The organism is Pseudomonas sp. MF6755 (assembly GCF_016405635.1).
Taxonomy (GTDB): domain Bacteria; phylum Pseudomonadota; class Gammaproteobacteria; order Pseudomonadales; family Pseudomonadaceae; genus Aquipseudomonas; species Aquipseudomonas haemolytica.
The window spans coordinates 73878-95558 of sequence record NZ_JAEKDA010000011.1; the positions used below are offsets into that span (position 1 = coordinate 73878).

At 63.2% G+C, this 21681-nt stretch carries 24 protein-coding genes; 5 read left to right on the forward strand and 19 right to left on the reverse strand.

The features are described from left to right. Positions 1 to 291: 291 nt before the first annotated feature. From JFT66_RS16170 to aspA, 19 genes are all read right to left on the reverse strand, one after another. The gene (locus JFT66_RS16170) at positions 292 to 1251 is read right to left on the reverse strand and encodes a PDR/VanB family oxidoreductase (RefSeq protein WP_198859628.1); all 960 of its coding nucleotides are present in this window, start codon (positions 1249 to 1251) and stop codon (positions 292 to 294) included. Further along, positions 1244 to 1651 (reverse strand): Rid family hydrolase, encoded by a 408-nt coding sequence (locus JFT66_RS16175; protein ID WP_034116490.1) that lies wholly within the window; start codon positions 1649 to 1651, stop codon positions 1244 to 1246. Before JFT66_RS16175 ends, JFT66_RS16170 begins: the two co-directional genes overlap by 8 nt. Beyond that, the gene (locus JFT66_RS16180; protein ID WP_198859629.1) at positions 1648 to 2682 is read right to left on the reverse strand and encodes an aromatic ring-hydroxylating oxygenase subunit alpha; all 1035 of its coding nucleotides are present in this window, start codon (positions 2680 to 2682) and stop codon (positions 1648 to 1650) included. Before JFT66_RS16180 ends, JFT66_RS16175 begins: the two co-directional genes overlap by 4 nt. 21 nt (positions 2683 to 2703) lie before the next feature. Next, the gene (locus tag JFT66_RS16185) at positions 2704 to 2931 is read right to left on the reverse strand and encodes a recombinase-like helix-turn-helix domain-containing protein (RefSeq protein WP_034116488.1); all 228 of its coding nucleotides are present in this window, start codon (positions 2929 to 2931) and stop codon (positions 2704 to 2706) included. Between the two features lies 1 nt (position 2932). Beyond that, on the reverse strand, positions 2933 to 3250 hold the full coding sequence (locus tag JFT66_RS16190; RefSeq protein ID WP_198859630.1) for a hypothetical protein: 318 nt from the start codon (positions 3248 to 3250) through the stop codon (positions 2933 to 2935). A gap of 2 nt (positions 3251 to 3252) precedes the next feature. Continuing rightward, the gene (locus JFT66_RS16195; RefSeq protein WP_153871254.1) at positions 3253 to 4395 is read right to left on the reverse strand and encodes an FAD-dependent monooxygenase; all 1143 of its coding nucleotides are present in this window, start codon (positions 4393 to 4395) and stop codon (positions 3253 to 3255) included. 13 nt (positions 4396 to 4408) lie between these two features. Next, complete coding sequence (locus JFT66_RS16200) at positions 4409 to 5374, reverse strand: VOC family protein (protein WP_198859631.1); 966 nt, start codon at positions 5372 to 5374, stop codon at positions 4409 to 4411. Continuing rightward, entirely contained in the window at positions 5374 to 6867 is a 1494-nt protein-coding gene (locus JFT66_RS16205) for an aldehyde dehydrogenase (RefSeq protein ID WP_198859632.1), read from the reverse strand. The genes JFT66_RS16200 and JFT66_RS16205 overlap by 1 nt, the downstream gene beginning before the upstream one ends. Positions 6868 to 6877: 10 nt before the next feature. Next, a complete protein-coding gene (locus tag JFT66_RS16210; protein WP_034116483.1) occupies positions 6878 to 7681 on the reverse strand; it encodes an aspartate dehydrogenase in 804 nt (267 codons plus the stop codon). Positions 7682 to 7691: 10 nt separating this feature from the next. Then, positions 7692 to 9374 (reverse strand): thiamine pyrophosphate-binding protein, encoded by a 1683-nt coding sequence (locus JFT66_RS16215; protein ID WP_034116482.1) that lies wholly within the window; start codon positions 9372 to 9374, stop codon positions 7692 to 7694. Beyond that, the gene (locus JFT66_RS16220) at positions 9367 to 10164 is read right to left on the reverse strand and encodes an SDR family oxidoreductase (RefSeq protein ID WP_198859633.1); all 798 of its coding nucleotides are present in this window, start codon (positions 10162 to 10164) and stop codon (positions 9367 to 9369) included. The genes JFT66_RS16215 and JFT66_RS16220 overlap by 8 nt, the downstream gene beginning before the upstream one ends. A 1-nt stretch (position 10165) precedes the next feature. Then, positions 10166 to 10999: an IclR family transcriptional regulator gene (locus JFT66_RS16225; RefSeq protein WP_034116480.1), complete on the reverse strand. Its 834-nt coding sequence runs from the start codon at positions 10997 to 10999 to the stop codon at positions 10166 to 10168. Next, positions 10996 to 11874, reverse strand: coding sequence for an alpha/beta fold hydrolase (locus tag JFT66_RS16230; RefSeq protein WP_153837333.1), 879 nt, complete (start codon positions 11872 to 11874; stop codon positions 10996 to 10998). The genes JFT66_RS16225 and JFT66_RS16230 overlap by 4 nt, the downstream gene beginning before the upstream one ends. 4 nt (positions 11875 to 11878) lie before the next feature. Further along, on the reverse strand, positions 11879 to 12418 hold the full coding sequence (locus tag JFT66_RS16235; protein ID WP_034116478.1) for a cupin domain-containing protein: 540 nt from the start codon (positions 12416 to 12418) through the stop codon (positions 11879 to 11881). A gap of 13 nt (positions 12419 to 12431) precedes the next feature. Further along, positions 12432 to 13199 carry an SDR family oxidoreductase gene (locus JFT66_RS16240; RefSeq protein ID WP_442963609.1) on the reverse strand — a complete coding sequence of 256 codons (768 nt, stop codon included), beginning with the start codon at positions 13197 to 13199 and terminating at the stop codon, positions 12432 to 12434. Further along, positions 13196 to 13969, reverse strand: coding sequence for an ABC transporter permease (locus JFT66_RS16245; protein WP_198859635.1), 774 nt, complete (start codon positions 13967 to 13969; stop codon positions 13196 to 13198). Before JFT66_RS16245 ends, JFT66_RS16240 begins: the two co-directional genes overlap by 4 nt. A gap of 28 nt (positions 13970 to 13997) precedes the next feature. Further along, positions 13998 to 14990: an ABC transporter substrate-binding protein gene (locus JFT66_RS16250; RefSeq protein ID WP_198859636.1), complete on the reverse strand. Its 993-nt coding sequence runs from the start codon at positions 14988 to 14990 to the stop codon at positions 13998 to 14000. A gap of 38 nt (positions 14991 to 15028) precedes the next feature. Next, positions 15029 to 15865 carry an ABC transporter ATP-binding protein gene (locus JFT66_RS16255; RefSeq protein WP_233097114.1) on the reverse strand — a complete coding sequence of 279 codons (837 nt, stop codon included), beginning with the start codon at positions 15863 to 15865 and terminating at the stop codon, positions 15029 to 15031. A gap of 427 nt (positions 15866 to 16292) precedes the next feature. Next, complete coding sequence (aspA, locus tag JFT66_RS16260) at positions 16293 to 17717, reverse strand: aspartate ammonia-lyase (RefSeq protein ID WP_034116473.1); 1425 nt, start codon at positions 17715 to 17717, stop codon at positions 16293 to 16295. A gap of 182 nt (positions 17718 to 17899) precedes the next feature. On the opposite strand from aspA, the gene JFT66_RS16265 reads away from it, so the two are divergent. The 5 genes from JFT66_RS16265 (at position 17900) to JFT66_RS16285 (ending at position 21626) form a co-directional block, all read left to right on the forward strand. Next, the gene (locus JFT66_RS16265) at positions 17900 to 18823 is read left to right on the forward strand and encodes a LysR substrate-binding domain-containing protein (RefSeq protein WP_034116472.1); all 924 of its coding nucleotides are present in this window, start codon (positions 17900 to 17902) and stop codon (positions 18821 to 18823) included. A 248-nt stretch (positions 18824 to 19071) separates the two neighbouring features. Then, positions 19072 to 19563 (forward strand): 5-(carboxyamino)imidazole ribonucleotide mutase, encoded by a 492-nt coding sequence (gene purE / locus JFT66_RS16270; RefSeq protein WP_003176980.1) that lies wholly within the window; start codon positions 19072 to 19074, stop codon positions 19561 to 19563. Between the two features lie 11 nt (positions 19564 to 19574). Beyond that, the gene (locus tag JFT66_RS16275) at positions 19575 to 20657 is read left to right on the forward strand and encodes a 5-(carboxyamino)imidazole ribonucleotide synthase (RefSeq protein ID WP_198859638.1); all 1083 of its coding nucleotides are present in this window, start codon (positions 19575 to 19577) and stop codon (positions 20655 to 20657) included. A gap of 109 nt (positions 20658 to 20766) precedes the next feature. After that, positions 20767 to 21012 (forward strand): GlsB/YeaQ/YmgE family stress response membrane protein, encoded by a 246-nt coding sequence (locus tag JFT66_RS16280; RefSeq protein ID WP_005792540.1) that lies wholly within the window; start codon positions 20767 to 20769, stop codon positions 21010 to 21012. A 77-nt stretch (positions 21013 to 21089) separates the two neighbouring features. Beyond that, positions 21090 to 21626 carry a DUF3299 domain-containing protein gene (locus JFT66_RS16285; RefSeq protein WP_034116470.1) on the forward strand — a complete coding sequence of 179 codons (537 nt, stop codon included), beginning with the start codon at positions 21090 to 21092 and terminating at the stop codon, positions 21624 to 21626. Positions 21627 to 21681: the final 55 nt, after the last annotated feature.

Sequence of the window (21681 nt, forward strand, 5' to 3'; positions counted from 1 at the left end):
TTGGTTATTATTGTTTTATCGGTGAAACGCTGTTTGATCAGTGGGCGCATAGGAGTAGAGCAGGAAGTGTGCCAGGCGGGTAATTAGTTGGGGTTTTGTAAAAAAACGGCTTAAAAACAATTGTTTATATGGGAAACAACACTGTTTGTATAACCCATGAAACGGCGAGAAAGTGCGGTAACAACGTTGCCCATGATAGGTGCGTCTTTATTGCACGCTGCCAATGAAACGGGCACTTACTCTGTTTTACCGGTGACACTGTAGGAGCGAGCTTACTCGCTCCTACATCAGCTAGAGGTCGAGCACCAACCGTTGGCTCTTGCAGCCGGAAACACACACCATCATCGACTTGTTCGCCGCACGCTCGGCCTTGGTCAGCACCCCATCGCGGTGGTCGATCTCACCTTCCACTACCCGCGTTTCACAGGAGCCGCATACCCCTTCGCGGCAGCTGTGGTCAACGTCGCAACCGGCTTCGAGTAGCACATCCAGCAAGCTCAAACCGGGTTCCACCGTCAGCGTCTTGCCGGATTTTTTCAGTTCCACGCTGTAGCTGTTCCGGGCATCTTCGCTGGGCGGCAGTTCGGCGGCGGTAAAGCGCTCGATATGCGCATGGGGGTAACCCAGGCGCTCACAGGTGCTCTCAAAGGCATCCAGCATCGGCGTGGGCCCGCAGCAGTAGAAGTGCGTATCTGCCGGTTGGCCGGCGAGGTAGGCGGCGAGGTCGGGCGGCACGCCTTTTTCGTCATTGAAGTGGTACACCACCCGCGCATCGAGCCCGTTCAACGCCTCCACCAACGCCGCTTCCTGGCGCGAGCGCGCGCAGTAGATCAGCTCGGCGGATTTCCCCTGGGCCAGCAACTGGCGGAACATGCAGTAGATCGGCGTAATGCCGATGCCACCGGCCACCAGCACACTGTGGCTGGCGCTCAGGTCCAGCGCGAAGTTGTTGCGTGGCGCCGAGATCGACAGCGGCATGCCGACCCGCAGTTGGCTGTGCACATATTCCGAGCCACCCCGGCTGTTGCGGTCACGCAGGATGCCGACGGTATAGCGCCCCTGGTCGCTGGGAGAGTTGAGCAGCGAGTAACTGCGCACCAGGCCGTTGGCCAGGTGCAGGTCGATGTGCGAGCCGGCCTCGAACGGCGGGAACACGGTATCGCCCAACGGCCGAAACTCGACGCTGATGATGCCTTCGGCTTCATAGCGCAGAGTGTGCACACGGGCGGTGAGCAGGGAGGGCTTAGACATCATTCACCTCTGTGACGGTACGCAGGTCGACATCGAGCCTGGCACTGGCCTCGATCTCCACCCGTAGTTCAGGAAACACCAGCGCGCTGACGGCCACCAGGGTGGACGTGGGAAACACTGCCTGCCCGCCGAAAAAATCCCGACGGGCGCGGCCCACCTGGTCCTTGTCGGCAATATCGGTGAGGTACACCGTCAGCCGGTAGATAGTGCCGATATGCCCACCGGCAGCCTCCACCAGGGCCTGGATCTTGCCCAGCACCACCAGGGTCTGGGCGTAGCAGTCCAGGGTCGCCTCGCGGCTGGCGGGGTGCGCAGTCATCCCCGACATCACCACCTCGCGACCGATCAGCAGCGCATTCGACCAACTGGCCCCGGCGGGCGCCACCACGACCGGGTTCATGGCAGCTGCTTCGCTGCGATCAGTTCAAGCTGGGCCTTGGCCGCGTTCTTCAGGTAACGGCGCATGCGCACCACACCCAGATCGTGCTGGTAGAGGTTTTCGCGCTGGTTGGCGTCCGGCTCCATGAACTCCAACAGCACCCGATCCTGTTCCAGCACTGCCCAGTGGCGGGCTTCCAGGCGGGTCTTGTAGAGGAAGCGCCAGGTGTTGCGCTGCCAGCCGGTCAGCGGTCGGCAACGCCAGTGGAACACGGCTGACAGCGCGCGGCTGCTCGGCGTATAGCTGCCAATAATGGTGAAGTTGCCGCCCGGGCCGCCGGTTTTCGGGTAGGGGATTTCCAGGCGCAGCCAGTGGCAGCCGTTGTCCATGAACTCGGTCCAGTCAAAGTTCACCCCACGCTGGCCCTCCTTCTCGAAGAAGAACCCGTTGTCGGTGTCGCGGGTAACGAACTTGGCGGTGGCTTCGCCTTCGCTCATCGAGTGCGACATCTTGTGCAGGTAGGTGCCATGCATCGGGTCCATGACGTTGTCGATCACGTAGCGGTAGTCACCTTTCCACTCGGTGTAGCAGACAAAGCTGCTCCACTCAGGGGAAGTAAGCTGCTCGGGCAACACCAGTTCCGGCGGTGTCTGCAAGTGCGGGTCGGTGGCGTTGAACAAAAAGATCGCACCCGCCGCTTCGCGGGTATGGAACATGCGGGTCGGGCGGCTGCCCTCGAGTTTGCAGCCGGGGCTGCCCGGCACCTTGGTCACGGTGCCGTCACAGCGTACTTCGATGCCGTGATACGGGCACTGCAAACGATCACCCAGCACCGGGCCCTGGGACAGCGGCGCGCCGCGATGAGGGCAATGGTCTTCCAGGGCATGGACGCGGCCATCGTTGTCTCGCCACAGGGCAATCTTGTAGCCAAGGCGGCGCACCGACACCGGCTTTTCCCCCAGCAGGTCCGAGGGTAATACCGGGAACCAGAGGTCTTTGAGGCCATTGGCCAGATGGTTTTCAACAGGGTCGACGGTCAGTTGCGTAGTCATTGTTTTATTCCTTCTGCCGGGTCATTCGCCCAGCCGGGCCATCAGGGTTTGATAGGCATCTGCCGTCCACTCGCCGCTGGTCAGCGGGCAGGGCGGGCCGGCCAGGTTGAGGTGGGCGAGCAGCGCCGGCAGCTCGGTCACGCCGTTGCCGAAGGCGCGTTCGATGGAGTCACCCAGCAGCTCTTCAAATTGGGTATTGGGCCGTTTGCGCGCCTGATGGGGTTCGAGGAATCGTTCGGTAGTGCTCATCTCATTGACCTCCGTTGCGTACCCGTTCGCGGATCGTTTCGCGCACCGGGATAAAGTCGTATGTCGGGAAAACCTCGGTGCTGAATACGCCCCACGCCGAGCGTTCAAGCTCGACGTTGAGGGCGGGCAGCAGGCTTGGTGGCAGGCGCAGCGTGACGATCTGGCCCAGACCCATGACCACGGTCCAGCTCACCAGCTCCACGCCCTGGGGCGGAAAGCGTTCCCACCAGTCCTGCTGCTTCATATGCCGCTGAATGTCTTCCAGGTTCTTCGATTGGTCGTGCTTGAGCAGCACAGTCACCAGCAAGGTGTCGCTCATGTTCAGGCCGCGCTTTGTGTGGGGACGGTCCAGGCGTCGTAGCCATAGACCCAGTCGGCGTTGCCGCCGTCCTTGAGCCACTGGTTGCCGCGCGAGCCGATCTGGATCTGGCTGGTGCGTTCCAGGCGCGCCTGCTGGTAAGCCTGCAAGGCGTCAGCGACCTGGGCTTGACTGTCGAGGTCTTGCAGATAACGGGCGAGCACCACGGCATCCTCGATGGCCTGGCCGGCGCCCTGAGCCATGAACGGCATCATCGGGTGGCAGGCATCGCCCAGCAGGGTGATCGCGCCCTTGGACCAGAACGGCAGCGGGTCGCGCTCATACAACGCGGTCTTGAGCACATCGCTGCACGCATCCAGCAGGGCACGGGCGTCGGGGTGGAACGCCTGATAGTGGCTGCGCAGCTCGTCAGCATCGCCTGCGCTGGTCCACGACTCTTCGTGCCAGCTGTCCTGGGCGGTGGTGGCAAAGATAAAGATGTCCTTGCCCTGGTTGAGCGGGAACGTAACGATCTGGCTCTGCGGGTTGGGGCCCCACCACTTGGTAAAGGCCTGGATATTCGGCACATGGGCCACGCACTCGGCCGGCACTACGGCGCGGTACGCTACCACCCCGGTAAAGCGCGGGTGCTCTTCGCCAAACAGCGCGTTGCGCACCACTGAGTGGATGCCGTCGGCGCCGATCAGCACATCGCAGCGGTGCTGGCTGCCATCCTTGAAGTGCAGGCAAATGCCGTCGTCATGTTGCTCAACCCGCTCGGCGCGCTTGGCGAACTGCACCTGCTCCAGCGGGAACACCTCAGCCAGGGCTGCCAGCAGGTCGGCGCGGTGGATAGTCAGTTGCGGGGCGCCGTATTTCTGCTCGGCGGCGTCGGACATTTCCAGGCGCGAAGTCTCTTCGCCGCTGTCCCACATCCGGCTGATGCGATGGGTCGGCCGGGCGGCAGGGATGCGCACGGCGGCGCCAATGCCCAGGCCATCCAGCGCACGTACCGCGTTGGGGGTGAGGTTGATATCGGCACCGACCCGCAAAAAGGCCTTGGACTGTTCGAACACAGTGACCTGGTGACCGGCGCGATGCAGGGCGATGGCGGCGGTCAGGCCGCCGATACCGGCACCGGCGATAGCAATATTCAGGGAAGGCATGGGCGACTCCTGCTCAGGATTTGGGTTTGTCGGTGAGGAACTTGCCTTGCGGCGCCTCCACGTGTTGCTGGCGCCGGGTATTACCGTCGATACCGCCGGCAATCGCCCATTCGGCGAACACCGTGGGGCCCGGTTCAAAGGTGCGTGGCTGCCATTCGCCGGTCAGTTGGTCTTCGTCGGCGTAGTACTCCACCAGTGCGCCGGCCGGGTTTTTGAAGTACCAGAAAAACGCCGAAGACACCGGGTGGCGCCCGGGGCCGATCTCGGTCGGCCAGCCGCTGCGGGACACGTGCATGCCGCCGCCAAATACCTCGTGCACATCGCGCACGGTAAAGGCCACATGGTTCAGGCCGGCCCGTGGCGCCGGCAGTTGCAGCATGAACAGGTCGTGGTGGCCGCCTTCCTCGGCGGTGCGCAAAAAGGCGCCACGATCCGGGTAGCGGTCCGAGGCCTGGAAGCCGAAGCGTTCGTGGTAGAAGGCTTCGCAGGCATTCACGTCCTTGACGAAAAACACCACGTGGCCGACTTCAATCGGTGTGGCGCGTTCGTAGATCGGTGCGGCCTTGTTGATCCGGCCCTTGGTCTGCCAGGTGTTGTGGCCGCTGCATTCAATCTCCAGTTCACGCTTGCGCGTCACCTGCAGGCGGATCGCCAGGCCGTTGGGGTCGGTGCAGCCGATGCGTCCGTTGCCCTCGACAAACCCCGGGTCGTTGGCGATACGTTCGGCGTATAGCGCCAGGTCGGCAGCGTCGGCCACGCCCCACACCACTTCGCGCACGGTGGAACCGGCTTCGATGGCGGGCGGCAGGCCCGGTTTGTTCAGGTCGGCCAGTACCACGCGGCAGCCGTTGAGGGTCTCGAAAACCACCTCATCGGGTTGGGCGCTGACGTGGGTCAGGCCCCAGTCGCTGAAAAAACGCACGCAGGTGTCGAGGTCTTCGACGCCATAGGTGACTTCATCAATACCTAAAACGCTCATCACGCTACCTCGTGTGGCACACCGGCCCAGGCCAGTGGCTGTTGGTTCATGCCCCAGTAAAGGCTCTTCTGTTCCATGTATTGCAGGATCCCCAGGCGCCCTTTTTCGCGGCCCAGGCCACTGTCGCGCCAACCGCCAAATGGCGTGGAAATCGAGAACTGCTTGTAGGTGTTGATCCACACCGTGCCGGCCTGCAAGCGCCGGCCCAGGGCCCAGGCGCGCTTGTAGTCGCGGCTCCAGATCCCCGCTGCGAGGGCGTAGAGGCTGTCGTTAGCCTGTTCCAGCAGTTGCTCTTCATCGTCGAAGGGCATGGCCACCAGCACCGGGCCGAAGATTTCTTCCTGGCACACCTGTTGTTGGTTGTGCAGGCCCTCCAGGATGGTCGGCGGGTAGAAGTAACCCTGGTCATACACGCCACCGCTGGGACGCTGCCCGCCAAGGCGCAAGCGCCCGCCTTCGGCCAGGCCGAGGGCGACGTAACGCTCCACCGATTCACGATGGTCGGCGCTGATCAGCGGGCCCATCTGCGTGTTTTCATCGGCAGGGTCGCCCATGCGCAGGTTGGCGGCGGCGGCCACCAGGCGTTGCATGAAGGGTTCGTACAAGGCGCGCGCGACAAACAGCCGCGAGCCGGCAATACACGCCTCGCCCGAGGAGCTGAAAATGCCGTACAGCACGCCTGCTACTGCGTGGTCGAGGTCGGCGTCATCAAGGACGATGGTCGGCGACTTGCCGCCCAGCTCCAGGGACACCGGCATCATCTTGTCAGCGGCGATATGGGCGATGTGCTTGCCGGTGCGGGTACCGCCGGTAAACGACACGCGCTTGACCAGCGGGTGGCGGGTCAGCGCATCACCCAGCAGCGAGCCCTTGCCTGGTAGCACGCTGATCAGGCCCTTGGGCAGGCCGGCTTCCTCGCACAAACGTGCCAGGCGCAGCGCCAGCAGCGGGGTGATTTCCGCCGGCTTGATCACCACCGCATTGCCCGCCGCCAGCGCTGGCGCGACCTTTTGCGCCTCGCTGGCAATCGGCGAGTTCCACGGGGTGATTGCGGCAACCACACCCATCGGCTCATACACGCTCATGCTGACGAAATCACCGCGCGACGGGGTGATGGTTTCTTCCAGGGTTTCGCAGGCGGCGGCGAAGAACTGGAAGGTGCCGGCAGCACTGGCCACCAAGGCGCGGGTTTCATTGATCGGCTTGCCGTTGTCCTGGCGCTGCAACTGCGCAAGCTCTTCGCTGTGCAGGCGGATCAACTCGGCGATGCGGTACAGCACGCCGGCCCGTTCGTGGGGTTTACGCTGGGCCCAGCCGCTGTGCAGGAAGGCCTGGTGCGCGCCCTGGATGGCGTCTTCCACATCCTGTAAATCGGCGGCATTGAGCCAGGCAACGGCTTCGCCGGTGGCCGGGTAGCGGCTGGCGTAGCGCTCGCCACGGCCCAGGCGCCAGTGGCCGGCGATGCAGATCGGTAAAGTCTGTTCGAGGGTCATCGACGGGCTCCTAAATTGAGATGGCATGGGCGTGGTTGCCCAGCGCACGAACCACGCTGTACACCGTCAGCGCCGAGGTCTTGGGGTTGGCCAAAAGCGGCTTGCCGCGCAGGCTCAACTCGAAACGGCCAAAGGCGCCACGGGCTTCGAAGTGGTGGACGTTTTCGTCGCTGTGGGGGTCGGCGATCAGCGTGACGTGGGTGCGATCCAGGCCCAGCCCGGCCAGGGACAGGGTCGCGGCGACGTTGGCGTTTTTGGGGTACAGCCGCGCGGCTTCGCGGGCACTGCCCTGGAAGATCACCGTGGCTTCGCTGATGCTGTCCAGGTCGCAAGCCTGCTCGCCGGGGGTGTTCTTCCAGGCACGGGCCGGCTTGCGCCCGGTGTAGTTGACCGAGTCCAGCCCGCCGACCTTGGCCGCTGACAACGCATCAATGCCGCCAATTGCACCGGGCAGCAGCTCGATGCGGGTCTTGCCGCGTGCGGCTGCGGCCTCCAGGCGTTCCACCAGGCCCACCTCAGACAAGGCGCCCACCGAGACAATCAGGCAGGCAATACCGCGCTCCAGGGCCGGCAGCACATGTTCTTCGATGGCCCGGTGGCCGGCGCACTCCACCAGCAGGTCCGGGCGCGTATCGGCCGGTAATGCCGTGAGCACTTGCGGTGGCTGTTTGAAACTGGCCAGGCGCTGGCGCACCAAGGCCTCGGAGCCCTCGGAAGCGATGACGTAGTCCACGCACAACTGCGGATCGCTCTCCAGCAACTCCAGCACGCCGACGCCAATGGCGCCGCAGCCGATCATGGTGATATGCAACATGCGGCGATCCTCAGGCGGTGGCCTTCTGGGCTTTGGTTTCGCTGTTGGGCGGGCCGGCGAACTGAGTGGCGAAGTTGCCCACGCTGAGCATGTCCACTTCCAGCAGGAACGGGCCGGGCTGGCTCAGCGCACTGTCGACCACTTTGCCGAAGTCCTTGAGGTCGGTGACCAGGCCGTGGCGCAGGCCCATGGATTCGGCGAGCTTGGTGTAGTCCGGGGTGTGCAGATCGACGTAGCAATGCCGGCTGCCGTAGACCGCGTCCTGGATATTGCGGATCACCCCGTAGCGCTGGTCGTTCATCAGCAGGATCACCAGGTTGGCGCGCTCCTGGACCAGGGTCGCCAGTTCGCCGAGGTTGAGGATGAAACCGCCATCGCCCGCCAGGGCAAACACTTTGCGTTCGGGCGCGGTTTCAGCCGCCGCCACTGCGGCACCGATGCCCATCGCCAGGCCCTGGCCAATACCGCCACCGAGGGCGTGAACCCCGGCACGCGGGTGGTACAGGTTGAGCAGGCGGTTGCCCCAGATGCTGTTGGACAGGGTCACATCGCGCACCCAGGAGAAGTTGCGCCCGGTGCTGGCCTGCAATTGCTCGACCATCGCCGAATATGGGCCCAGGTCCGCCACCAGTTGGCTGCGCGATTGCTCACGCACGGCCTTCAGCTCGGCGAGGAACTGCGGGTCGGTGTGCAGGCGGCCTTCCAGGCGATCAGCCAAGCCGTCCAGGGCCAGGGCCGCATCGCCGCAGATAAACAGCTCGCTGGCATAGCTGCGGCCTTCGATGGCCGGGTTGGCGTCGATGCGCAAGGTGTTCTGCGGCAACTTGAGCGCGTACTTGAATGTCTCGTTACTGCGCAGGCGCGAACCTGCGATCAGCAATGCATCACAGGTTTGCAGGAACTGCTCGACGCGCTTGTTCTGCGAAAACGCTCCCAGGCAACGCTCGTCGTCTTCATTGACCACGCCGCGCCCCTGGGTCGAGGTGATCACGCCAACGCCCATCGCCAGCAGGCGTTTGACCTGCGCCCCGGCATGCCGCGCACCGCCACCGAGCCAGAGCATCGGGCGCTTGGCACTGGCCAGGCGCTCGGCTACCAGGTCGAGTGCTTCCGGCGCCGGCACGGCGACCGGAATCGGCAGTGGCGACAGGTCGGTGGGCATCGGGATAAAGGTCGACTGGATGTCGATCGGGATCTCGACGCTGACCGGGCCGGTCGGCGCGGTCAGCGCGGTCTGCACCGCAAGCTTCAGGGTGCTGATGGCGGTCTCGACGCTGCGCACGCGGAAGGCGGCCTTGGACACGGCCTTGAGCATGTTCAACTGGTCGCGGGCTTCGTGGATATACGCCAGCTCCTGGTCCAGGTACGGCGTCTCGATCTGCCCGGTGATGTGCAGCAGCGGGGTGCCTGCGGTCTGTGCTTCAACCATGGCGCCAGCGGCATTCCCGGCGGCGGTGCCGGTGGACGTCAGGCACACGCCCAGGCCGCCGGTGGTGCGGGCATAGGCATCGGCCATGTTGGCGGCGCCGGCTTCACCCCGGGCCATGACAAAGCGGATATTGCCGCGCACGGCGAAGGCATCGAGGATCGGCATATTGTGGATCGAGATCACGCCAAACGCGGCCTTGACGTCGCATTGTTCGAGAAAGGCGGTGATGGCAGCGCCCACGGTGACAGTGTTTTCATTACGCATGGCGGGACAGGCCTCCGGATACATCGATATGGCTGCCTGTGGTGTAAGCCGACAGAGGCGAGGCCAGAAACAGGATCGCGCGGGCCGCTTCAATCGGCAGGCCCAGGCGCCCCAGGGGAATATGTTTTTGTTGGGCCAGGCGGGCGGTCCATTGCGCCCAGTCGAGGTCGCGCTCTTCACGCGCTTCGAAGCGCCTGCGCCATTGCCCGGATTCCACCAGGCCAATCAGGATGCCGTTGACACGGATGCCCTGCGGGGCGAACTCAGTGGCCATCGAGCGCACCAGGTTCCTGATCCCGGCGCGGGCGGCGGAGGTCGCGACCATGTGCGGCTCCGGCTGGCTGGCCAGCAGCGAGTTGACGCAGACAATGGCGGCGTCGACCTGGCTTTGCAGTTGTGGCTTGAAGGCGCGGACCGGGTTGATCACCGAAAAAAACTTCAGGTTCAGCTCTTCGGTCCAGGCGCTGTCGGTGGTGTCGGCAAAGGTCGAGACGCGGCCTTGCCCGGCGTTGTTGATCAACACGCTGGCGTCGCCAAGCGTGGCCCGGCTGATGCTGGCGAAGGCGTTGACTGATTCGCCGTCGAGCACATCGCAAACCTGAGCCAGCAATCGAGCCCGCGGGAAGCGTTGGCGCAGGCTGGCTTCGGCACGGTCCAGGCGATCGGCGTCGCGCCCACAGAAGGCCACGGCGGCACCGGCCTCCAATAGCAATTCGACGCACGCCAGGCCGATACCCGAGGAGCCACCGGTGACAATCACGGTGCGGCCCTGCAATTGATAAAGGCTCATCTCAATCTCTCATCAAGGCAGTGACGCGAGGCTGCCCGCTGTGGGCGCCGCCGTTGTAGTTGAGCAGGCGCGACAGCTCGTCGGCACTGCGCCGCACCTGGGTCAACAGCTCTTCAAAATTCACGTGAGCGATCTGCGTGGTGGGGATGGTCACGCCGAGGGCTGCAACGATGCCGCCGCTCTGGTCGCGCACAGGCGCGGCCACCGTGGAAATCGCCGACTCAAAGAAGCCTTCGCCGCTGACAAAGCCGCGCTGGCGATCGGCCTGAACCAGGTCGAACAGCTCCATCACGGTTTTTGGCGTGCAATGGGAGTGCTGTTCCAGGTGCTCCTCGGGGTACAGTTCGCGCAGTTCGGCCAGTGACAGATCTTCGAGGAGGATGCGCCCCAATACCGTGGCATGGGCCGGCAAACGGGTGCCGACGTTGACCGCGTTGGAGAACACCGAAGGTGGCGAGACTTTGGCTACGTAAACGATGGAGCGTCCGTCGCGCACCACCAGGTTGCTCGGGTAGTTAACCCGGTCGCACAACCGCGCCAGCAGCGGCTGGCCGAGTTCGGTCAGCTCCAGCGACGCCAGGTACTCGAAGCCCAGGCGTAGCACCGACATGCCCAGGCGGTATTCGTTACCGCTGCGCGTCACGAAGCCCATGGTTTCCAGGGTGGTCAGCAGGCGGAAGATCGTCGAGCGCGGCAGCGCCAGGCGCCGCGCCAACTCCGGCGCGGTCAGGGTGCGGTTGCGCCGGCTGAACTCGCAGAGCAGCAGCAAGCCGCGCTCCAGGCCCGGCACGATGTATTTGTCCTGGGCATCCTTCAGCAGATCTGAGTCGTTCATAAGGTTTTACCTGTCAGGGATTGTTTGAGGGCGTAGGCCAGGCGACCGGCAACCACCAGCGGTTGTTCGATGGGGCTGGCATGGCCTGCGTCGGCGATCAGGTTGAAGCTGGCACCCAGGGCCTTGGCCACGCCCAGGCAGGTGTCGGGCGTGGTGATGCCGTCGGCTTCACCGCAATGCACTTCGCAGGGCATCGCCGGTTGGCCGTGGCGAAGCAGGTCATCGCCGCACAGCAGTTCGATGGCCTGGCGATAACCCACCGGGTTCAGGCGCGCCATGTTCCATTGCACCCAGGCCAATACTTCGGGCTGGGGGCGGGGCGAGAGCATGTGGGCGCTGCGTTGCTCGGCCAGCCCGGCGATGCCCAGGCGTTGCAGGTTGGCCAGGCGTTGCTGGCGTACCTGCTGGCGCTGCGGGCTACGCTCTGGCGCGCCATAGCCGCGAGCGGGGCTGATCAGCACCAGGCGGCTCACCCGTCTGGCCTGCGCGCTGCGAGCGAATGCCAGGGCGGTCAGTGCGCCCAGGGAATGCCCCACCAGCACGCACTCTTCAACATCCAGCGCATCGAGCATCTGCGCCAGGCGGGCGGCGTATTGCTCGGCTTTAGGTACTTGCGATTCCAGGGGGCTGGAGTCGCCATAGCCGGGCGCGTCCCAGGCAATGACCCGAGCCTGGGCCGCCAGATGCTGTGCCACCTGCAGCCAGGACGCCGCGCCGGAACCGATGCCGTGCAGCAACACCACCGCAGGCCCCGTGCCGCATTCGCGCAGGGCCTGCTGGCCACCCGCTGAGGCGACCCGTTGCTGGGGGAAGTCGCGCTGCAGTTGGGCTTGCAGATGAGCCGTCGGCGCGGCTTGAGTGAGTCCTGGCAACATGGCCTTACCCGCGCTTGATTGAGGCCAGAGGGTGCTCTGGCGGATAGGTCGGGGTGATTGGTTTTTTAGCGCCGAGCATCACGCACATCAGCGCGTCTTCGTCGCCGATGTTGATCTCTTCGCGGTACACGCCGGGTGGCACGGAAATCACGTCGCGGTCGGTGAGGATGGTCTCGAAACGCTCGCCGTCCTTCTCGAGCACGACCTTGAGTTTGCCGCGCAGTACGAAGAACACTTCTTCGACGTCAATGTGCAGGTGCGGCGGGCCTTCGTGGCCGGCCGGGATCACCATGGTGGAAAAGGTGAAGTGCTCGGACGGGATGGTGTTCATGTCGGTGCTGATGCCGGTGCCGCCGGTGCCGATATAGCGCATTTGCGCGCGGCGGAACTTGGGGTCGTAGTCGGCCTGGAACTTCAGCGCATCCCAGTCGTACTTGCGCGTCTCGTAGCGGGCGATGCGCGTGCTCATCCAGCTTTCCAGACTGGCGCCGGCAGGGCGGTCCCAGCTTTTCGGGGTGTCGTTTTCGGCAGATAGATCAGTCATGACAGTCTCCAGATCAAGGCATGACGAACCCGCCGTTGACCGGCAGGGTTTGTCCAGTGATGAAGCGGGCAAGGTCGGACAGCGCAAACAGCACGGCGCCGCTGACGTCTTCGGGTAATTGCGGGCGTTGCAGGGCCCGTTGGTCGTTGTACAAACGGTGGCGTGCCTCGGGTACGTAGGCGGTGGCTTCCACCAGCACCAGGCCGGGGGCGATGGCGTTGACGGTGATGTTGTCGCAGCCCAGCTCCCGGGCCAGGCTGCGGGTCATGGCGATGATTGCGCCCTTGCTGGCCACGTAGGCCAACAGGTTCGGCGCGCCCCACAACGGGGTGTCCGAGGCCAGGTTGACGATGGCGCCTTGGCCGCTGGCGCGCAGGGCCGGCAGGCAGGCGGTGGTCATCAGCCAGGTGCCGCGTACGTTCACTTGCATCACCTGGTCCCAGGTGTCGATGCTCAGTGCTTCGCAGCCCTTGCCGCCGGAGTTGGTGATCGAGGCGTTGTTCACCAGGCCGTCGAGGCCGCCCAGCAAACTCAGGGTTGATTCGATACACGCCTGGATGGATTCGGGTTGTGCCAGGTCCACAGTCACGGCCTGCACGTCCAGGCCCAGCGCGCGCAATTCACAGGCGGCCTGCTGCACACGCTCGTGCAGCACATCGGCAATCACCACCCGCGCACCGGCCTCGCCGATGGCCTGGGCAAAGGCATAGCCCAGGCCACGGGCGCCACCGGTGACCAGCACGCGGCGGCCTGCAAGCAAACGATCATGGCGGCTCATCATTGGGTGCTCAACATGGCTTTGGGCATGTAGTGCAGGACGCGTTTTTCCGCCCACACCACCGCGCCGTAGGCGATCACCCCAATCAGGGTCAGCGCGACAATGGCGACGAACACCCCAGCCGTATTGCCCTGGCCCTCGGCGTCCACCAGCAAAAAGCCGAGGCCCTGGTTACCGCCCACCAGTTCACCGACGGTGACGCCGATCACTGCCAGGGTCGAGGCGATGCGCAGGCCGGAAAACAGCGCGGCCATGGCCGACGGGAACTCCACCAGGCGAAAGATCTGCCAGCGGCTGGCGTTCATGGTGCGTACCAGGTTGATCATGTCCGGGTCGACGGTGCGGATCGCCGAGAGCACGTTGATCATCACCGGGAAAAACACGATCAGGATCGCGATCAGGATCTTCGGGTAGATGGTGTAGCCCAGCCACATCACGAACAGCGGCGCGAAGGCGACTTTGGGGGCGATCTGCAAGGCCAGGATGTACGGCGACAGCATGGCTTCGGCTGCCGGCGACAGGCCCAGTGATACGCCGATCATTACGCCGAGCAGGGCGCCGAGGGCGAAGCCGACGACGATCTCCAGCGCGGTGATCAGGGTGTGTTGCAGCAGGCCGCCGGTCTGCCACATCACCAGGCTTTCCTGGGCCACGCGGCTGAGTTTGGGCATGACGAACTCGGGCATGCCGAGCAGGCCGGGGCCCCATTGCCAGAGGACCAGGAACAGGATCATCAGCGCGACGCTACCGAGTACGGAGTTATTGCTTTTCATCGTGTGCGTACCTCAATGTCCCGGCGGTTCACTGTGCGGCGACCGGGCTGTCGACGAATTGGTTGGTGAAGAGCTCCTCAAGCGGGGTCGCCTGAGTGACGATGCCTTCGCTGACATAGAACTGGCGCACCTTGTCCAGATGCTCCGGGTCGATGTGCCCGAGCACGGCCTGCTTGGCGTAGACGTGCTCGACGTAGAGCTTGAAGATCTTCTCCAGCGAGTCTTCCTTGCCGACATAGGCCGGTACTGCCTTGGCGAAGGTCACGGCGGCGGCGCGAGGGTCCTGGATGATGTCGCGCATGCCTTGCAGGGTGCCCTGGACCACGCCACGCACAATCTGTGGCTGCTGCTTGATGGCGTCGTCCGAGGCGAGGATCGCCTGGGCCATGCTTTCGAAGATCTGGTCCTGGGGGATCAGCTTGATCTGCACCCCGGCTTCCTCGGCATTGATCACCCAGTCCGGCACACCCGCCATGGCCTGGGCCTTGTTGGCGGAGAACAACTGCCAGACCCCGGCGGGGCCGGCGGCCTGGATGTTCACGTCGTTCTTGCCCAGCCCGGCTTTGCGCAGCGAGGCGAGCAGGGCGTAGTAGGTGGTGTCGGAGTACGACATCACCGTCATGGTCTTGCCCTTGAGGTCGCTGACGCTATTGATGTTGTCCTTGGCGTTGGTGGCGATCATGGTCACCCCGCCGTCGCCCAGCACCGCCACGGCGCGTACTGGAATGCCGTTGGCCCGCACCACAATCGGGGTGTCGCCGATGGCACCACCGATCAGGGCATTGCCGGCGCCGATCTGCTTGGCGACGTCCACGCCACCTTTGGCGGCGATAAAGGTCAGGTCCAGGTCCTGGGCGGCGTAGTAGCCTTTTTCCTTGGCGATGATCCACGGTGCAAACGCCGGCGAGTTGGGCGGCGCTGGCAGCAGGTAGGTGACCTTGGTCGGCTGTGCCTGGGCGGCACAGGCCACACCGAGGCTCAGGCTGAGGGCGCAGAGACGTTGAAACAGAGACTTGAGCATGGGGACTCCTGAATCGTTTGGGGCCGCAAGGGCGGTGATCAGTGCAGTTCGGTGTCGGCCCCGACCTGGAGCAACTCCATCAGGCGGCCTACCAGTGGGCCGATTTCCGGCAGCTTGCGGCGCTCCAGGGGGTTGTCGCGAAATGGCAGGTCGATGCTGATTTCTTCGATGATCGTGCCGGGGCGGGCGCTCATGACCAGCAAGCGGTCGGACATGGCGATGCCTTCGATCAGGTCGTGGGTGATGAACAGCGCGGTCTTCTTTTCGTTGAACAGCATCCGCGCCATGTCCTGTTGCAGGATCATCTTGGTCTGGGCATCGAGGGCCGAGAACGGCTCGTCGAGGAACAGCACCTGCGGGTCGATGGCCAGGGTGCGGGCGAGGGCGGCGCGTTGGCGCATGCCACCGGAGAGCTGGAACGGGTAGTGATCGGCATAGCCATTGAGGTGGCAGCGGTCGAGCAGGTCCAGGGCCACCTTCTGCCGGGCGGCGGCGGCCACGCCCTGGATCTCCAGGCCCAGTTCGACGTTGCGGCGGATGCTGCGCCATGGCATCAGCAGGTCCTTCTGCAACATGAACGCGACCTGCGGCACGGGCCCGGTGACCGGCTCGCCACCGACGAACACTTCACCTTCGCTGGGGCGGTACAGGCCCGAGCCCATATTCAGAATGGTGCTCTTGCCGCAACCGGAAGGGCCGATGATCGACACCACTTCACCCCGGCGAATCTTGAAGTTCACCTCGCGAATGGCGAAGGGCGCGTCCGCTTTACCCTTGGCCGGGAAACATTTACCGACATTGCGAAATTCAATTTCAGTCGGCTCCAGCTCTTCCCTGAGAGCGGGGTTATTCCATTGGGGCGTCACGGCGTACATCTCTTTCACAGCCATCAGGTAGGTACTCTGGTCTGTTTTATAGGTGATACGCCGTTTAGTGCATGAACAATGCCAGTGGGTTATTTCCTACAAGGTTTTAATAAATATCCTTTTGTATTAATAAGTTGGGTTCAAGTGATTGAAAATACGATGTTTTGTATATGAAACATTGGTTCTTATATGGCACGAAACTGCACACTGCCCGGGCGTGCAGTGGGAAGTTGCGAGAAATGGGTGCTTTTTCAGGTAACGCGGGAAGTTACGAAGGGGCTTATTTGTTTTATATGTGAAACGCAGTTGTGCGTTTCTATATAGATATTTGCAGGGACGAGCAGGCAAAAAAAAGGGCCTGAAGATCGAAATCTTCAAGCCCTCAAAAGGTGAGAGGTGTCTAGTCCCTCAACCTGGTGAGCGGTGCAACAAACGCTTAGGCCTTCAGCGGGACCAAGCGTGGGGCAATCATGTTTTCGGGGCGCAGGATGTCGTCGAGCATGGCGTCGTCGAGCAAGCCTTCTTCGCGCACCAGTTCCAGCACGCCGCGGCCGCTTTCAAGGGCGATACGCGCAATGCGGGTGGCGTTTTCATAGCCGATGTAGGGGTTCAGCGCGGTGACCAGGCCGATGGAGTGCTCCACCAGTTCGCGGCAGCGGGCTTCGTTGGCGGTGATGCCGACGATGCAGTGTTCGCGCAGCATGTCCATGGCACGTTGCAGCAAGCGGATCGAGTCGAAGATCTTGAAGGCGATCAGCGGCTCCATCACGTTCAGTTGCAGTTGGCCGCCTTCGGCGGCCATGGTCAGGGCCAAGTCGTTGCCGATCACTTGGAACGCCACTTGGTTGACCGCTTCCGGGATCACCGGGTTGACCTTGCCGGGCATGATCGAGCTGCCTGGCTGACGCGCTGGCAGGTTGATCTCGTTGATGCCGGTACGTGGGCCGCTGGACAGCAGGCGCAGGTCGTTGCAGATCTTCGACAGCTTCACCGCGGTACGCTTGAGCATGCCGGAGAACAGCACGAAGGCGCCCATGTCGGAGGTGGCTTCGATCAGGTCGGCCGCCGGTACCAGCGGCTGGCCGCTGATGGTCGCCAGGCGTTGTACGGCCAGGGCTTGGTAGCGCGGGTCGGCGTTGATGCCGGTACCGATGGCGGTGCCGCCCAGGTTGACTTCGGTGAGCAGCTCCGGCGCCAGGGTTTTCAGGCGGGCCAGGTCTTCACCCAAGGTAGTGGCGAAGGCGCGGAACTCCTGGCCGAGGGTCATTGGCACGGCGTCTTGCAATTGGGTACGGCCCATTTTCAGCACATGGCTGAACTCGGCACCTTTGGCGGCGAACGCCTGGATCAGGCTGTCGAGGCTGGCCAGCAGCGCGTCATGGCCCAACAGCAGACCCAGGCGGATCGCGGTCGGGTAGGCGTCGTTGGTCGACTGCGCCATGTTCACGTCGTTGTTGGGGTGCAGGTACTGGTACTCGCCCTTGTTGTGGCCCATGGCCTCCAACGCGATGTTGGCGATGACTTCGTTGGCATTCATGTTGGTTGAAGTGCCGGCGCCGCCTTGAATCATGTCCACCACGAACTCTTCGTGGAAATCGCCGCGGATCAGGCGGGCACAGGCTTCGCTGATGGCAGCGTGCTTGGCTTCGCTGAGCTGGCCCAACTCACGGTTGGCGTCAGCTGCGGCTTGCTTGACCATTGCCAGGCCGACCACCAATTTCGGGTAATGCGAAATCGGAACGCCGGAGAGACGGAAGTTATTCACGGCTCGCAGGGTCTGGATGCCGTAATACGCTTGGGCAGGTACTTCGAGTACGCCAAGCAGGTCTTTTTCTGTGCGGAATGATGCAGCGGAGGACATGACGGAAATCATCTCGATATGGACCCGGAACTGGCCGGAACGCTGCGAATGCTAGGCCTGTAGAACTTTTTGGGCCAATGCTGTTAAACACTGGCCTATGCACAAACGGCATAATGTGGATGTGACCCAGCTATGATGACGGGCGTGTGTGCCAAAATGGTGCATACCCGTGGGAGGATGTGATGAACCTTGAGAGCAAATGGCTGGAAGACTTCAGCGCCCTGGCGGCCACGCGCAGCTTTTCCCAGGCAGCGGAACGGCGCTTTGTCACCCAGCCGGCGTTCAGCCGCCGTATCCGCAGCCTTGAGGCCGCGTTGGGCCTGACCCTGGTCAATCGCTCACGCACGCCCGTGGAGCTGACGGCGGCGGGGCAGTTGTTCCTGGTGACCGCGCGCACGGTGGTCGAACAGCTCGGTGAAGTGCTGCGCCATTTGCATCACCTGGAAGGCGGGCAGGGCGAAGTCATGCAAGTGGCGGCTGCCCACTCCCTGGCACTGGGGTTCTTTCCGCGCTGGATCGCACAGCTGCGCAACGAGGGACTGAACATCGCCACGCGCTTGGTCGCCACCAACGTCGGCGACGCCGTGCACGCCCTGCGCGAGGGCGGCTGCGACCTGATGCTGGCGTTCTACGACCCGGACGCCGCGATGCAGATGGACGCCGAGATCTTCCCGTCCCTGCACCTGGGCAACACCGAGATGCTCCCGGTGTGCGCCGCCGATGCCGACGGCAAGCCGCTGTTCGACCTGGAAGGCGAGGGCAGTGTGCCGTTGCTCGCCTACAGTGCCGGGGCGTTCCTCGGGCGCTCGGTGAATTTGCTGCTGCGCCAGCGGGCCCTGCGTTTCACCACTATTTACGAAACCGCGATGGCCGACAGCCTCAAGAGCATGGCCCTTGAAGGCTTGGGGATCGCCTGGGTGCCGCAGTTGAGCGTACGTGCCGAACTGGCCCGAGGCGAACTGGTGGTATGCGGTGGGCCGCAATGGCATGTGCCGCTGGAGATTCGCCTGTATCGCTGTGCGTTGGTGCGCAAAGCGAATGTGCGGTTGTTGTGGCGTAAGTTGGAAGGTGGGACGGCGCAGAGTCCGTCGGTCGAACGCGGTTAAGTGTGGAAGCTGGCTTGCCACAGCATTTAGTGGTGTTTTCGCTGACCTGAAAGTCAATAAAACCGCCGGTTTGGACGGTTAGACAGATGGTCATTCCAGGGGCTGTTTATCTGGATTATTACGGTATACTGCGCGGCCTTCGGCCGGTCCAACCGGCCTTAATTCGTACAACAAGCCACGCCGGATTTCCCGCGTGGCTTGTTGTTTTTTGACGCGCCTGCGGGCGCCCAGAGAGAAGAGGCACGACGATGAGTGCATTGGTTGGCGTGATCATGGGCTCCAAGTCCGATTGGTCCACCCTTAGCCACACCGCCGATATGCTGGAAAAACTCGGCATTCCGTATGAAGTGAAGGTGGTCTCTGCCCACCGCACCCCGGATTTGCTGTTCCAGTATGCCGATGAAGCAGAATCCCGTGGCATCGAGGTGATCATCGCTGGTGCCGGTGGCGCGGCGCACCTGCCAGGCATGTGTGCGGCCAAGACTCACCTGCCGGTCCTTGGCGTGCCGGTGCAGTCGGCGATGCTCTCGGGCGTGGATTCGCTGTTGTCCATCGTGCAGATGCCGGCCGGCATTCCGGTGGCGACTCTGGCGATCGGCAAGGCCGGCGCGATCAACGCCGCATTGCTGTCCGCCAGCATCCTGGGCGCCAAGCACCCGCAGTTCCATGCGGTGCTGAAAAAATTCCGTGCTGAGCAGACAGACAGCGTGCTGGACAATCCAGACCCACGCATCGCCTGAGGTTGTTGACGATGAAAATCGGTGTAATCGGTGGCGGCCAACTCGGTCGCATGCTGGCCCTGGCGGGCACTCCGCTGGGGATGAACTTCGCTTTCCTGGACCCGGCGCCAGACGCCTGCGCCGCCGCCCTGGGTGAACACCTGCGCGCTGACTACAGCGACCCGGATCACTTGCGCCAGCTGGCCGACGAAGTCGACCTGGTGACCTTCGAGTTCGAAAGCGTCCCGGCCGAAACCGTGGCCTTCCTGTCGCAATTCGTGCCGGTGTACCCGAGCGCCGAAGCCCTGCGCATCGCCCGTGATCGCTGGTTCGAGAAGAGCATGTTCAAGGACCTGGGCATTCCGACACCGGCCTTTGCCGACATCCAGTCCCAAGCAGACCTGGACGCCGCTGTCGCCAGCATCGGCCTGCCAGCCGTGTTGAAAACCCGCACCCTGGGTTACGACGGCAAGGGCCAGAAAGTCCTGCGCACCGCCGCCGATGTGGTCGGCACCTTCGCCGAGCTGGGCAGCGTCGCCTGCCTGCTGGAAGGTTTCGTGCCGTTCACCGGTGAAGTCTCGCTGATCGCCGTGCGTGCCCGTGATGGTGAAACCCGCTTCTACCCGTTGGTGCACAACACCCACGACAGCGGCATCCTAAAGCTGTCCGTAGCCAGTACCGACCACCCGCTGCAGGCTCTGGCCGAAGACTACTCCAGCCGTGTGCTCAAGCAGCTGGATTACGTGGGCGTGATGGCGTTCGAGTTCTTTGAAGTCGACGGCGGCCTCAAGGCCAATGAAATCGCCCCGCGTGTGCATAACTCCGGGCACTGGACCACCGAAGGCGCCGAGTGCAGCCAGTTCGAAAACCACCTGCGGGCGGTGGCGGGCTTGCCGTTGGGCTCCACGGCCAAGGTCGGCGAGAGCGCCATGCTCAACTTCATCGGCGTGGTCCCGCCGGTTGAGCGGGTGATCGCCATCGATGACTGCCACCTGCATCACTATGGCAAGGCCTTCAAGGCCGGGCGCAAGGTTGGCCACGCCAACCTGCGCTGCAAGGATCGCGCAACGCTGCAGGCGCAGATCCTCAAGGTCGAAGCGCTGATCGCCGAGTAATAAGCCGGGAGTCGGCGGGAACCATTGTTCACCGTCGTCTCTCTGATTGCAGGATGATAAAGCCTGACTAGGCTTCGTCATGACTCACATTCAATCAGAGGGAAATGCCATGGGCATCATTGGAACCATCTTTATCGGCTTGATCGTTGGCCTGCTGGCGCGTTTCCTCAAGCCTGGCGACGACAGCATGGGCTGGATCATGACCATCCTGCTGGGTATCGCCGGCTCCTTGGCCGCGACCTATGGCGGCCAGGCACTGGGGATCTACCAGGCAGGCCAGGGTGCGGGCTTCATCGGCGCACTGGTAGGTGCCATCGTGTTGCTGGTGATCTACGGCCTGATCAAAAAGAAGTAATCAGCCGACAAAGTCCTCTGCGCTGCGCAGGCGCAGAGGGCTAGAATGCTCGGCACTTGTACTTGCCGAGCCTCTCCATGCGCCGTCTTCTGTTGACTCTTCTTCTACTGGGCTCTTGCCTGGCTCATGCTGGCGAACTGCCGGAAACCGATTGGCTCGACCTGATGCCGCTTTCGGACCAGAAGGCCCTCGAGGCCATGCCCGAGATCGACCACAACTCCCCCGAAGCCCAAGGCACGTTCACCGACAAAGGCGGCTTGAAACAAAGCAAAGGCCTGCCCGCGGTGATGTATTCCACCAAGACCGTGGCCGCCATGAATGGCAAGAACATCCGCATTGGCGGCTATCCGGTGCCGCTGGAAACCGATGCCAAGGGCCGCAGCACGCTGTTCTTCCTGGTGCCTTACCCGGGCGCCTGCATCCACGTGCCGCCACCGCCGCCTAACCAACTGGTACTGGTGCGGTATCCCAAGGGCCTGAAGCTGGATGATATCTACACGCCACTGTGGGTGACGGGAACATTGAAGGTGGAGAAGGTCAACAATGAGTTGGCCGACGCAGCCTATGCGCTGGAGGCGGGGAAGGTGCGAGTCGTAAAGGAATCCGATCTCTAAAACCACACATAACCAATGTGGGAGGGGGCTTGCTCCCGATAGCGGTCTATCAGTC